The sequence below is a fragment of the Ignavibacteria bacterium genome, from assembly GCA_017302895.1.
In the GTDB taxonomy this organism is placed as follows: Bacteria; Bacteroidota; Ignavibacteria; order Ignavibacteriales; family Ignavibacteriaceae; genus UTCHB3.
The window spans coordinates 1-13,061 of the sequence record JAFLBV010000002.1 but is presented as its reverse complement, the minus strand read 5'-3'; the positions used below and the strand labels follow the sequence as shown (position 1 = coordinate 13,061).

Genomic DNA, 13,061 nt, shown 5'->3' with positions numbered 1-13,061 from the left:
TTTTACCTCTTCAAAAATGATAAAATACTTCACACAATGAAATATAAATTATGCCGGCTTTTGTTGTTTCTGTTTTTAACGGTCGAAACAACTTATGGCACATCGATTGATTCACTCCTGTCTGCTGCATCCAAACAGACCGGTGCCATAAAAGCTGCAACTCTTGTACAACTCTCATTCCAGTATAAGGATGTCGATCCCCTCCTCGGAACCAGACAGGGATTTGAGGCCGCAGCACTTGCCCGAAAAGAAAAAGATCCACTGACTGAAGGAACTGCATATACTGCGATTGCGGTTAATTTTACCAATCTTGGTTATTACGATTCAGTGGTTACCTACGCAATGAAAGCAAGAGCCATTGGTGAGAAGTATAAAATCCCCGTCCTTATAGCCGATTCACACAACTACATCGGATTGGCTTTCTACTTTCTTGGAGATGGAAAGCAGGCGATCCGATTTTATGAGATGGCACTGGAATTTAGGAAACATGATAACAACCAGGACAAGCTCTCCAAACTCTATAACAATCTCGCAATAGCATACTCGATGGAGCAAGACTATCAGAACTCTGAGAAATATACCCTCCTCTCTCTCGAACTAAAGAAAAAAACAAGGGATTACAATTCTCTCGCGAGGACCTACACAAATCTTGCCTCAATTTACCGCAAGAAGAAACTTTATACTCTGGCTTCAAGTTATCTCGATACAGCATATTCATTAAGCGTCAAGTACAGGTACGAAGGTGGAACGGGAATTGTTTACAAAAGTTTCGCTCGGATTTATGCCGATCAAGGACAATACAGCAAAGCAATAGAATACACACTGAAGGCTGCGGGGATATTTGAAAAATTGAACGACCCGCGTGGAAAATGTGAGACATGGATTGAACTCGCGGAATACTTCAGGAAGGACAATCAGCCGGGTGAAGCAATCAAAAGACTGGAAGAAGCGGTGCAACTCGCAAAGCGATTTAACTTTAAAGTTGCTTTGACGGAGGCTTATATAGCACTTTTTAACATCGCCAAAGCACAGAATGATTCTGAAACGGCTATTAAATATGCAGATATGCTAATACAACAGAGAGACAGCCTCTTTACAAGATCTTCTTACAATAATCTGTTGTTAAAGAGTATAGACTACGAAATAAAATTAAAAGATCAGGAAATCAGGACACTTTCGGAGCAACAGCAACTTCAGGAGCTTCAAAACAGCCGCAATTTCATGATATACCTGATCATTTTTATAGCACTCGGTTCCTTACTTATAACTGTTCTTGTCATTTTCTATCAAAAAAGAGCCTCATTACGACTCGTTCAGGATATGATCAATTCTGTGACCGACCCCTTTATGCTTATAAACGCTTCGAACAGTGAAATCCTGATCAGAAATAAATCGAAGATAAGCGATATGTTCGTGAAAATGAAGATGGGTTCGATTCTCACTCCGGAACGACTGAAACGAATAAAGGAGGAAAAAAATTCATTTATTGAGGAAGTCGAATTTCAATCTGAAAACGGGATCAATTACAACTTCAATCTGAATTTTTACCCGGCCTTGAGCAAGGGAGATGAAGTGGAGAAAATAGTTCTTTATGCAGCTAACATCACTTCTCTTAAGAATGCAGAAAAAACGATCAAGCAGTACCTGCAAAGATTAACCCGGTCGGAGGAGGAACTGATTAAATTAAACGACAGTAAAGACCGTCTGATTTCAATACTCGCTCATGATTTGAGAAATCCGTTTGTTCTCTTGATCAATATCGCTGACATCCTCATCGACGAGTATTATGAGATGACAGAAGAAGAAAAATTCAAACTTCTGAAAGACTCACAACGAACAGCAATCGCCACTTTACAGATTTTAGAAAATCTTCTCAGTTGGGCAAGAACCCAAAGTAAATCATTAACCGTGATAAAAGAGCCGCTGGATCTCTATAATATTGTAGAGGGGACCATTCTTACAGTTGCTCCCCTTGCGGAAGTCAAATCAGTAACAATCGAGAATGCTGTCCAGAAAAATTTGCCACCCGTCAGGTTCGATAAATTCATGCTCGACACCATCCTTCGAAATCTGGTCGCCAATTCGATAAAATACACACCCGGAAACGGCACCATAAAAATTCATGCTGGTCTGTCGAGTGACAATAAAATTTCAGTAAGGGTTTGTGATACAGGTACAGGAATACCTCAGGATGAGATTTACAGGATCTTGAATGAGAATTCGATCAAGTCGAAACCCGGAACTGATAATGAAAAAGGAACCGGCATCGGATTGATTATCATAAAGAACTTTTTGAATATTAACGGATCTGCTTTACAAATAGAAAGTGCCCTCGGTGAGGGCACTTGCATGATGTTTGATATTTATAATGACTAACCGCGAAGGATGTCTGTAAGCATCTCCTCTATGCCGCCAAATCTGCTTTCATAGTCAAGCTGGCTTCTTCTGATTACTTCATGTGCCTCTTCCCTGCCGTAAATATGAGTAATCTCAGTGCGGGCTTTCGAAGACCCCGGAATGTCTTTATAAGTAAGGAAGTAGTGCCTTAACCGCTCAATAAGTGAAGGCGGACATTCATGGATGTCCCGCATATTTCCATATATGGCATCACCTTTCATAACGGCAATAATTTTGTCATCAGCCTCATCACCATCGAGCATCCTTAATCCGCCTATGGGAATCGCCTCAAGTGTGATTCCACCCATCGTTATGGTTTTTTCAGAAAGAACACATATATCCAAAGGATCACCGTCACCGATAATACCTTTTCTTCCCGTCTTTTCATCACAATATGCGGCAACATTTTCAGCACAAAAGGTCTGGGGTATCAGCCCGTACATACACGGACTAACATTTGAAAACCGTTGTGGACGGTCAACTTTGAGGTACCCCGTGCCCTTGTCAATTTCATATTTAACCGTGTCGGTAGGAACAATTTCTATAAATACCGTTATTTTGTCAGGGGCATTATCACCGATCGGAATCCCGTGCCATGGGTGGGGTTTGAACAACAAACCCATCATTTTCCAAATGGGATCTTTCTTCACATCCAACATTAAAATTCTCCGTTTCTTGTCAGATTTCTATTTCTGTTGCATCATTTGATCAAGGAGTGACTTATAATCTTTTGGTACTTCGAAAATACTCGCCGGTACAGGCATCACTTCGGCTTTTGTAGTTTCAAGCATCTTGACTTCTTTACCGTCTTTTATATCCAAAACGAGTACCGGGAAAAGATCGGCAAACTGACCCAACGCTCCCATCACGCTCCCTTTGCTCTCCGCTCCCTGATCCAGCTTGAACAGGAAAAATCCGCCCAAGTCTTTCGTAAACCAGGCGATACCGTTTTCAAGATCACCGGATTTAATGATGTATTTTGTACAATTCAACCCGTTGATCATTTTTGTTTCACCAGTATTTACAACAGCGTCCTGAATATTTTTGGAAGTATCGTTTGCTTTGTTTTCGCCGTCAAGAGGTATTTCCATATATAATTTTTGAGCATGCATCACCATCAGCATTTTATTCTCTTTCATCATGATGGAGACTTTCATTCCTTCTTCTTCAGCCAGTATCGCGGATTCCTTGCCATTCGTGTAATACTCTACATCCTTGAGTTCCTGCGATTTTGCGTCGTAAATGGTCATAGTGACTTTTCCCTCAAAAATCTGAGCATTGAGCGAAGAGACTGAAATAATGAATGAAACTAACAGAAAAAATTTGATTTTGAACATAAAATGCCTTTTTCTTGATTGAATTGAATTTATTAAAATATTTTTTGATGAAAGTAAAGATAAACAGTTGATTGTTCAAAAAAAATGATTTAACTCTCAAATCAACCCGAAATTGACTATCGGGAATCTTTTTGAAGAAAATGTTATTTTACATATAAGATTTGAATTTTTATTCATTAATTCGGAGAATACTGTGAAGAATTTCATTGTTCTATCCCTCTTTCTATTTCTTGCCACTTCAATTCATGCTCAAACACTCGATGAAGTGCTCGCAAAATATTACAAAGCCATTGGACAGGAAAAACTTGTTAAAGTAAATACCATGTTGTCAAAAGGCAAACTCTCCCAGATGGGCCAGAACCTTCCTTTCAAAATGACCTATGCAAGACCGTTAAAACTTAGATTCGAAGTCACATTCCAGGGTCTAACAATGATCCAGGCATTCGATGGTGTGAAAGGCTGGTCAACCAATCCATTTATGGGTGATGGTGAACCTGCCGAAATACCTGCCGACCAGCTAAAGAACTTAAAGGTTCAGGCTGATATGGATGGAGCGCTCTGGGATTACAAAACCAAGGGATATACTGCTGAGCTGCTCCCCAACGAAAAAGTCGAGGGTGTTGAGTGCTTCGTGATTGAACTTAAAGATGCCGAAAAAGACAGTTATAAAATCTATCTCGATAAAGAATCATTCATGATCCTGAAGCAAACCTCAAAAACCGTGATGGGTGGTCAACCGGTTGAGATGGAGATTTATCCTTCCAACTATAAAGATATTGACGGTATGAAGATAGCCTTCGACATTGAAGTAAAAGCCGAAGGACAAACAATCTACAAAATGGCTCTCGATTCCAACGAAATCGACCCAAAAGTTGATGATAAAATCTTTGTAATGCCGAAATAACCCGGTATACTAAATCTTAAAAATAAGTCCGTTCCCTGAAGTTGACACCAATCTCGTCAACTGCTATCGAGCGGGCTTTTTCTATATCCACCTCTGGAATTCCTACAACTGATAAAACTACATTCGGTACGAATGCTTTAGCTTTTCTCGTAAAATCCAGCATTTCAGCATACATACTTTCATCCACCCGCATCAATTCAGCGTACTTTTTGGAATCAGTGGCATTCAGACTGACTGAAACGGTATCTATAAGGCCTCTCATTTCAGGGGTGATATCTCTGTGATTTATCACATTTCCATGCCCGTTGGTGTTAATGCGGGTCTTTCCCCCGTTCTCCTTCACAAATCCCGCAACAACTTTCACCACATCCCATCTGATAGTAGGTTCACCATATCCGCAAAAAACTATCTCGGAATATTTCATCGGAGCACCGATGGCGTGTATGTATTGCTGAATACCCGGTTCGTTGTTTTTATCCATCCCGAGGTTATATCCTGCCAGAAATGGAGAATCCTTCCTTCCACAGAAAACGCAATCGGCATTACAACGGTTTGTCACATTTACATATAAGGCCGTGCCTATCTGATAAGCAATCGAAGTTTCGGGAGCCTTCCCGATTTTGAAGAATCGCCATGCGTTGTAAGCTGTAATCCGGGCAATGTCGTCAACTGTAAGATGGTGAAGTTTCGCCAGTTCTTCTGCAACATACTGAACATGTCCAGGTTCATTCCGCTTTCCTCTGAAAGGAACGGGAGTCATAAACGGCGAATCAGTCTCGAGTAGAAGGTGTTCGGGATGAACCTTTGCTGCTATCAGTCGAAGGTCCTCCGCTTTTTTAAAGGTGATGTTACCTGTAAAAGAGATCATGTGTCCCATTCTGACATACTCAAGAGCATGCTCGAGCGGTGCATTAAAACAATGAAACTGTGCTCTGAGTCCCCTGGGAGTAAACTCTCTGATAATCTCCAGCATGTCATCATCGGAATTACGATTGTGCACAATCACAGGAAGATCAAGTTTAATCGCCAGTTCCAGTTGATCTCTGAATGCTTCTATTTGTTTCTGTTTTGGAGAGTAATCGTAATAATAGTCGAGACCAATCTCGCCAATGGCAACTATTTTTTCTTTGTTTGCCAATACTGTCTGTTCGAGAAGTGGCAACCAGGCTTTGTCCCATTCCTTGCTGTCCAAGGGATGTACTCCCACGGAGCCGTATATAATTTCATATTTTTTTGTCAGTTGAACGACCTGAGCGGAACTCGCAAGGTCAGTGGCAGGAACAATAATATACTCAACCCCTGCTGCCAGGGCTCTCTCAATCACCTGATCGATTTCATCAGCATAATCGGGATAAAACAAGTGTGCGTGTGTGTCTGTAAGATTTTTCATTTAAAATTTCTATATTTTATAGTTCAAAATTAGCAAATTTCTGCTTAGCTTGAATTTGATTAGTACCGTTGAATCCAAATTATGTTTGAGCTTAAATTATTCATAACCGGAAAGGAATGTTTAATATGCCTGTTGCATTAGAGGGACTGTTACATGAAAACCTGTTGGAAAAATGCCTGACAAATAATTATCCTTTGTTTGGAGCAATTGCAGGGGATGTTGTTGGCTCACCGTATGAAGGGCCCGGAAAAAGAATAAAAAATAAAGAATTCCCTCTTTTTACCGACGAGTCAATATATACGGATGATTCTTTGCTCACCCTTGCCATTGCGAACGCACTTGTTGAGGGCTCCGGATATGGCACCGAAATGAGAAAAATGGGAAATAAGTACAAATTTCCTAAGGGTGGTTATGGAGGTACCTTCTGGCAGTGGTTGTCAAGTGATACAATGGGGCCATACAACAGTTGTGGAAACGGATCGGCGATGCGTGTCAGTGCTATTGGCTGGGCTTTTGACAACCTTGACCAGACTTTGAAAGCTGCCCGCAAGACAGCAGAGGTAACACATAATCATCCTGAAGGTATTAAGGGGGCTGAGGCAGTTGCAGGTGCGATATTTATGGCGAGAACCGGAAATTCAAAGGAAAGCATTAAAGAATTCGTTGAGAGTACTTTCCAATACAACCTCACTAGATCAATTGATGAAATTAGGGCAGATTACCGATATAATGAAATCTGCCAAGGTACTGTTCCTCCTGCCATTAGGTGTTTTATTGACGGTTCTGACTTTACAGATTGTATAAGAAATGCTGTTTCATTAGGTGGTGACAGTGATACCCTTGCAGCCATCGCCGGAAGTATTGCGGAAGCCTATTACTCCGGAGTCCCCAAAGAAATAAAAGAACACATTATTACTCTTCTTCCGGAGGAACTTCTCCGTATAATTGTCAACTTTGGCGAAAAGTACAAATATTGGAGTAGCAATGGATAAAAATCATTCATTTTGTATTTGTTTATCGAGGCCCAACCCAACCAATAACTAATAATTCAAAACTCATAACTGCGCCAGCTTATAGTTCATAGTTCATAGATCATAGCTAAACCCTACCCGGCATACGCCCTGATCAGCTTCTCTTTGTCGAGATCAAGGGTGATTTGTGTTTCCTCTTCGTACACCTTTTCGTTTTCGCCATTGTAGTTGCTTTCGGAATATGTTGCGCTTTGGAGCAGTTCCATATCGAGTTCACCGCCGATGATTTCAAGTTTGTTCACAATCAGATTGTTGCCATTCAGGGCGTCAACCTTCCCCTCGACGAGATAGGGACCGAACGACATCGTTTTTTCGGCATATTTGGCGTATGTTTCTGGGAAAAGCACGGCTTCAAAGGTATCGGTCAGATCTTCCAGTGACAGGAACTTCATCGCCTTGCCGTCTTTTGTCCGTATCCTTTTGGCGGTCATAAACCAGCCGATCATTTTAACATTTTTACCGTGCATTTTGGGGATATCGATGGCTTTTGTGACAGTGGGATCGTTCGTCCATCCGCCATAAAACTGCAGAGGGTGCCTGCTGACCATATAATCGAACGCCTCCATTTCCGCCAGACACTTCTCCTCAACAGAGTACTGAACTCCCGTGATCACCTTACGCTCCAGTTCCATCTCCTCACCCGCAAAAAGGCTCTCCTGAAGTGTATCGAGTAGCCGCCTGTGTTTCATATAAACATCGAGCTGCTTAAGAAGGTCGGGTCTTCCCGTACCGAGACAGTCCATTGCCCCGCATTTTATCAGGTGAACTGTGTCCTCGAATCCGGAGCGGGTTCTTGTCAAAAAATCCTTGAGGGAAGTGTAGTCGCCGTTTTCTTTTCTCTCCCTGATCAAATTTTCGGCGGTACTTTTTTTGAGATTTTTTATCGCCTGCAGACCGATTCTTAGTTCGCTCCCCTTCCCCGTATATTCGTAAACGCTTTTGTTTATGCAGGGAAGAAGTATCTTAAGACCCAGTCTGCGTGCCTCCTGAATGTAAACTGCAGCGGAATAGTAGCCTCCGCCATTACTTAAGACACTCGACATAAACTCAGCAGGATAATGGACTTTAAGGTATGCCACCTGATATGAAAGAAGAGCAAACGACGCACTGTGTGCCTTGCAGAATGAGTAACCCGCAAATGACTTTATCTGCCGCCACAATTCCTTTGCAACATAGGGTTTTAAGCCCCGCATCTCACACGACTCGAAGAACCGCCCCTCAATCCTCTCCATCGCGGTTTTGCTCCTGAGTTTGCCGCTCATTGCGCGACGGAGAAGGTCAGCTTCCTCAAGCGAGAGCCCCGCTATATGATGCGCCACCTTGATTACATCCTCCTGATAGATCATCACACCGTAAGTTTCTCCCAGTATCTTCTCCATATCGGGAATAAGATACTTCCGCCTCCTGGGGTCTTTGTGGCGTGCAATAAACTCCTGCATCATGCCGCTTTCCGCCACACCCGGACGAATAATCGAACTTGCCGCTGTCAGCATTTCGAATGTATCAACATCCAACCGCGTAAGAAGTGACCGCATTCCCGGCGATTCAATGTAAAAACACCCTATCGTTCTCCCCCGCTTTATTATGTCAACTGTCTTCTCATCCTTGAACAGAAAATCATAATCGAAAATGTCAAAGTCCACCCCTGCCGCTTTCCGTGGTATCGGGCGGTGGAGAGAGATTATCTTTGTCTTCGACTGCTCCGGCAGCCGGTAATCGATCATGTTAAACACTGTTAATCCAATAATTCAGTAATCCAAAAATGCAGTAATATTTCAAAAAAGCGGACTACAAAATACCATACATTTGTATGGTAAAGTAGGGAAATATTTCAAGAATGTCAAGGGAAAAAGAAATTACATTAAAAAAAGAAGTTGAGTAAAAACAGAGGGGAATAGTTATATTTAAGAGAAAAAATAGAGTTTTTATGAAACCGCGTGTAAAGCAGATTTATGTTGATACCTCAGTGATTGGGGGATGTTTCGACCAGGAATTTTCCAAATGGTCTAACAGATTATTTGATACTTTCAGGTCCGGCGAAAACCAAATAGTACTTTCTGATGTTGTATTAGAGGAAATGGAACATGCACCAGAATTTGTGCGGGAAATATTGGACACTGTACCTGAACAGAACAAAATAATTATTGCTCTCAACGAGGAAGCAGAAAATTTAGCTAAAGATTATTTAAAGGCCAAGGCTGTATCTCCCAAATATTTTAATGATGCTTTACATATTGCCGTTGCTTCTCTGAACAATGTTGATGTACTGGTTAGTTGGAACTTCAAGCATATTGTTAATTTAGCGCGGATTACAATTTTCAATTCAGTTAATATGTTAAATGGTTTAAAAACAATAGAGATCCGGACACCGAGAGAAATTATTGGAGAATAAAATGAAAACTGTGGATGCAATCAAATTGAAAGAAGAAATTATAAAAAAGACTTCAAAAGAGTATCTTTTGCACAGAGAGAGTTACTTGAAAAAATTGGAGGAAATCCGAAAAAAATATTCCACGGACGCCAAGAAACGGATTAATTAAATCTTTAGTTGTTTATACTGTTAAAACTATTCAAGAATATTTATTTCTGGATTACAGCACTTTCCCCATGGTTTCTCTTAGTACTCCGAGGGAGCGCTGACTGAGGAGGTCAATTTTGATCAGACCCATATCCTCAACGGGATACATGTCGGGCTGAGTGATGATTATCCCCAACCCCTTGTTGCTTGCGAATTCGAGGGCAACAAAATCGGTGATGGGAGTGGGTGTAATAACAATTCCCCCGGGGTGAATGCTGAGATGTCGCGGAAATGATGCCAGCCGTGAAGCGATTGAAATGATACTTTTCCATGGCTCCCCTTCAAACTTTAATGATTTCGATTCCGGAAACATGGTTGAGAGATTTGCAAGATTTCTTGCATCTGTCCACGGAATAAATTTGCTGTACTGCGATATTTCACTCTCCGCAATTCCAAAAACTTTAGCTGTCTCTCTGAAAGCTGATCTCGCTCTGAATGTAACAGTAGTCGAGATCATAGCCACTTTATCGTAGCCGTACTTTTCAAAAACATATTTAACAATCTCGTCCCTTTCCCGCCATGAAAAATCGAGATCAACATCCGGGGGACTCATTCTTCCCCTGTTCAGAAATCTTTCGAAGTAGAGGTCATATTTTATCGGATCCACTTCCGTGAAGCCGAGGCAGTATGAAACAAGACTGTTAGCAGCCGATCCCCTCCCGAGCAGCATCATCCCCCGCCGTTTTGCCTCCCTTACGATATCCCAAACCACAAGAAAGTAGTCGGGAAAGCCGAGATCATTAATCACTTCAAGTTCATAACGGAGGCGGTTAATTGCGGTTTCGGTGATCGTGTGATATCTCATTTCCAGCCCTTTGAAGGCAAGTTTCCATAAATATGAAAACGACGGTTCATTGTTTGGTGTGGGGAAAAGAGGAAATTTGGTCTTTCCCATCTCGAGATTCAAGTTGCAGTTGTCAACGATGTGGTTTATATTCTGAAGTGCGCCCGGTATCTTTTTCCACTCCCGCAACACTTCCTCATAGCTCCTGAAATAGTAATCCTTGGACTCTGTTTCTTCCGGTTTTATGCTCCCCAGAGTTGTTCGCAGTCTTATTGCTGTAACGGTTTTATGCAGAAGATGGTCTTCTTTGTCCAAAAAGTAAACGGGAGAAGTGGGAACATATCTGTAACCATTGGCTATGCAGAATTCATACACCTCCCTCGACATTTTCTTAGTGGATGGCGTTACGGGAAGTTCACCAAATACGGTTGCCTTGTTCCCTGCTGCCTGAAGAAGTCTGATCGAAGGGGTAATGAGGAAAATTCCCGGTAATTCACTCCTGACAAGTCCATCAAGTGTGAAGTCCCCCTTCAGCTTTCTGGCAGTTATTATCCTGCAAAGATTTGAGTACCCCTCCCTTGTGGCAGCAAGAAGAAGTACATACTCCTTCTCATTCCCGGGATCATCAATATAAGCACCCAATAGAGGCTTGATTCCGGCCTCCGTGGCTTTTTTGTAGAATTGAATCAGTCCGTACATGCCGTTCCTGTCCGTAAGAGCAAGAGCCTTCATTCCAAAGCTCTTTGCCCGCCCGATCAGGTCGTCTATCGATACCGCTCCCTGTAACAGGGAGTAATTGCTGTGTACATGTAACATCTTTTTCTAATCCAATAATGCAATAATGCAGTAATGCAGTAATCCAATAATGCAGTAATATCCCTTTATCCAATCCGGTCCCTTAAATTTTTCAAACTTCTGACCTCATACTTCAGCCTTCAGAAATTCAGCCTTAATTCTTCCCCATCTCAATCGACTCAAATCCGAACTTTGACCTTATTTTATTGATGGCTTCCATCATTTTTTCCCGTTTTTCTTCGGTGGTTTCGAACAGTGATTGTTGTTGATGATACTCGACAAAACCGCTCATTCCGACACCGATAAGACGCACACCAACCCGGCGGGTGTATGCTTTTCTGAAAAGATCCACTGCGGTTTCATATACGAACTTGTCATCCATTGTTGGCAACACCTGTTTTGCCCTCGTGATGGTGGAGAAATCGGCATATCTCAGTTTGATATGGATGTTTGTAGCCATACTTTCTTCATCTCTGATCTGCTGACAAATTTTGGCTACAAGTCTGAACATAATGGCTTCAATTTCTGCGGGTGAGGAAATGTCGGAACGAAATGTCTGTTCACTCGAAATGCTTTTCCTCTCCCAGGATTCCGCAAGAAATTCCGTCCCCTTTCCGTTCGCTTTCTCCCAAATATCCAATCCTCCTTTCCCAAAAACCGATGCAAAATACTCGGCGGGCATTCGGGCAATGTCACCCAGAGTATAAATACCCCGGGAATGGAGTTCACGAATAAAAACCTTCCCCACTCCCGGCATCACCTCAGCGGGAAGTGGTGCCAAAAATTCTTTTTCCGTGCCATTCGGTATAAAAGTGATTCCCCGTGGTTTGTTGAAATCTGAACATATTTTTGCGATCGTCTTGTTGCTTCCTATTCCTATTGAACCGGGAAGTCCGATTTTCTCATAGATCTCATCCAGTATCCTCTCGGCGAGCAGCATGAAATTTCCGTATATCTTCTCACAGCCTGTGAAATCCATGTAAAACTCATCCACGGAAGCCTGCTGTAAAACAGGGGGATACTTCACAAGAATATCCTTCACCATATTGGAATATCTGCTGTACTCACCATGACTCCCTCTGACAAATATGGCTTGTGGACAAAGTTTATACGCCTTTCCTGCAGGCATTCCCGATCTCACCCCAAATTTCCTGGTCTCATATGAGCAGGCGGCAACAACCCCCCTTCCACCCGGTTGTCCGCCAACTATCACAGGTTTCCCCACCAGGGAGGGATCGAGTATCCGCTCTACCGAAACAAAAAAAGTATCAAGGTCAAGATGAAATATTACCGCCATTGGACTTGGTTCTACTTCACAAAGAGCATCTTGTCCGACCGGATGAAAACCGGTTTCAGGTTTGCATCCCTTACGGTGAGGTTGTAGAAATAGACTCCTGATGCCATGTCATTCATCGTTCCTGTCTTTCCCGGGGTGAAGTCCCTCTCATGCTCTCCTGCAGGTAGCCAGCCGTTGTTCAATACTGCCACAATCGCTCCGTTTACATCATAAACCCTCAGTATCACCTCTCCCGGTTCTTCAAGCCTGAATCTTATCGTTGTCGATGGATTGAACGGGTTGGGATAGTTTTGGTAGAGTACCACTCCCTTGGGTGTAAGTTCTCCACCTTCAGCAATATCTGTCAGTACCACCGTTACACTGTCCCATTTGCTTACGAGTCCCTGGTTATCCTTCGCTGTGATTTTGTATGTATAGTTTCCTGTCGGGTCTGAGAGTGAATCGGTAAACATTGTGTCTCTGCCTGAGTATATTCTGTTTAATTCTCCCGGGATGAAATACGGGTCTCTCCCCCTGTGAAGTGAGAATGAATTGAAATCCGCCTCTGT

Annotated in this window: 12 protein-coding genes; 5 read left to right on the top strand and 7 right to left on the bottom strand. The window is 42.4% G+C overall.

The window, feature by feature from the left end; translation table 11 throughout:
• Positions 1-36 precede the first annotated feature (36 nt).
• On the top strand, positions 37-2,376 hold the full coding sequence (locus tag J0L60_07735) for a tetratricopeptide repeat protein (GenBank protein ID MBN8546010.1): 2,340 nt from the start codon (positions 37-39) through the stop codon (positions 2,374-2,376).
• On the opposite strand, the gene J0L60_07730 is transcribed toward J0L60_07735, so the two are convergent.
• Both J0L60_07730 and J0L60_07725 read right to left on the bottom strand, forming a co-directional pair.
• Positions 2,373-3,020 carry an inorganic pyrophosphatase gene (locus J0L60_07730; protein MBN8546009.1) on the bottom strand — a complete coding sequence of 216 codons (648 nt, stop codon included), beginning with the start codon at positions 3,018-3,020 and terminating at the stop codon, positions 2,373-2,375. The genes J0L60_07735 and J0L60_07730 overlap by 4 nt on opposite strands.
• 63 nt (positions 3,021-3,083) lie before the next feature.
• Positions 3,084-3,734, bottom strand: coding sequence for a DUF4412 domain-containing protein (locus J0L60_07725; GenBank protein ID MBN8546008.1), 651 nt, complete (start codon positions 3,732-3,734; stop codon positions 3,084-3,086).
• 193 nt (positions 3,735-3,927) lie between these two features.
• Between J0L60_07725 and J0L60_07720 the strand changes: the two genes are divergently transcribed.
• Complete coding sequence (locus tag J0L60_07720; GenBank protein ID MBN8546007.1) at positions 3,928-4,638, top strand: hypothetical protein; 711 nt, start codon at positions 3,928-3,930, stop codon at positions 4,636-4,638.
• A 16-nt stretch (positions 4,639-4,654) separates the two neighbouring features.
• Here J0L60_07720 and J0L60_07715 read toward each other — a convergent pair whose 3' ends face one another.
• Complete coding sequence (locus tag J0L60_07715; GenBank protein MBN8546006.1) at positions 4,655-6,028, bottom strand: YchF/TatD family DNA exonuclease; 1,374 nt, start codon at positions 6,026-6,028, stop codon at positions 4,655-4,657.
• A 194-nt stretch (positions 6,029-6,222) separates the two neighbouring features.
• Here J0L60_07715 and J0L60_07710 point away from each other — a divergent pair, with 194 nt between their 5' ends.
• Positions 6,223-7,020, top strand: a complete 798-nt coding sequence (locus J0L60_07710; GenBank protein ID MBN8546005.1) for an ADP-ribosylglycohydrolase family protein — start codon at positions 6,223-6,225, stop codon at positions 7,018-7,020.
• 113 nt (positions 7,021-7,133) lie between these two features.
• On the opposite strand, the gene J0L60_07705 is transcribed toward J0L60_07710, so the two are convergent.
• A complete protein-coding gene (locus tag J0L60_07705) occupies positions 7,134-8,792 on the bottom strand; it encodes a hypothetical protein (protein ID MBN8546004.1) in 1,659 nt (552 codons plus the stop codon).
• Between the two features lie 194 nt (positions 8,793-8,986).
• Between J0L60_07705 and J0L60_07700 the strand changes: the two genes are divergently transcribed.
• Both J0L60_07700 and J0L60_07695 read left to right on the top strand, forming a co-directional pair.
• The gene (locus J0L60_07700) at positions 8,987-9,451 is read left to right on the top strand and encodes a PIN domain-containing protein (protein ID MBN8546003.1); all 465 of its coding nucleotides are present in this window, start codon (positions 8,987-8,989) and stop codon (positions 9,449-9,451) included.
• A gap of 1 nt (position 9,452) precedes the next feature.
• Complete coding sequence (locus J0L60_07695) at positions 9,453-9,599, top strand: hypothetical protein (GenBank protein MBN8546002.1); 147 nt, start codon at positions 9,453-9,455, stop codon at positions 9,597-9,599.
• A 51-nt stretch (positions 9,600-9,650) separates the two neighbouring features.
• Here the strand turns inward: J0L60_07695 and J0L60_07690 are convergent, their stop codons facing one another.
• The 3 genes from J0L60_07690 to J0L60_07680 form a co-directional block, all read right to left on the bottom strand.
• Positions 9,651-11,237: a DNA polymerase III subunit alpha gene (locus tag J0L60_07690; GenBank protein MBN8546001.1), complete on the bottom strand. Its 1,587-nt coding sequence runs from the start codon at positions 11,235-11,237 to the stop codon at positions 9,651-9,653.
• Positions 11,238-11,370: 133 nt separating this feature from the next.
• The gene (dinB, locus tag J0L60_07685; protein ID MBN8546000.1) at positions 11,371-12,513 is read right to left on the bottom strand and encodes a DNA polymerase IV; all 1,143 of its coding nucleotides are present in this window, start codon (positions 12,511-12,513) and stop codon (positions 11,371-11,373) included.
• Between the two features lie 11 nt (positions 12,514-12,524).
• Positions 12,525-13,061, bottom strand: a 537-nt coding sequence (locus tag J0L60_07680; protein ID MBN8545999.1) for a T9SS type A sorting domain-containing protein, incomplete at its 5' end; no start/stop codon positions are given.

Excerpts from the sequence above, each read along its gene's own strand:
- J0L60_07735 (MBN8546010.1), top strand. The coding sequence starts at position 37 with ATGAAATATAAATTATGCCGGCTTTTGTTGTTTCTGTTTTTAACGGTC.
- J0L60_07730 (MBN8546009.1), bottom strand. The coding sequence starts at position 3,020 with ATGGGTTTGTTGTTCAAACCCCACCCATGGCACGGGATTCCGATCGGT.
- J0L60_07725 (MBN8546008.1), bottom strand. The coding sequence starts at position 3,734 with ATGTTCAAAATCAAATTTTTTCTGTTAGTTTCATTCATTATTTCAGTC.
- J0L60_07715 (MBN8546006.1), bottom strand. The coding sequence starts at position 6,028 with ATGAAAAATCTTACAGACACACACGCACACTTGTTTTATCCCGATTAT.
- J0L60_07700 (MBN8546003.1), top strand. The coding sequence starts at position 8,987 with ATGAAACCGCGTGTAAAGCAGATTTATGTTGATACCTCAGTGATTGGG.
- J0L60_07695 (MBN8546002.1), top strand. The coding sequence starts at position 9,453 with ATGAAAACTGTGGATGCAATCAAATTGAAAGAAGAAATTATAAAAAAG.
- J0L60_07690 (MBN8546001.1), bottom strand. The coding sequence starts at position 11,237 with ATGTTACATGTACACAGCAATTACTCCCTGTTACAGGGAGCGGTATCG.
- dinB (MBN8546000.1), bottom strand. The coding sequence starts at position 12,513 with ATGGCGGTAATATTTCATCTTGACCTTGATACTTTTTTTGTTTCGGTA.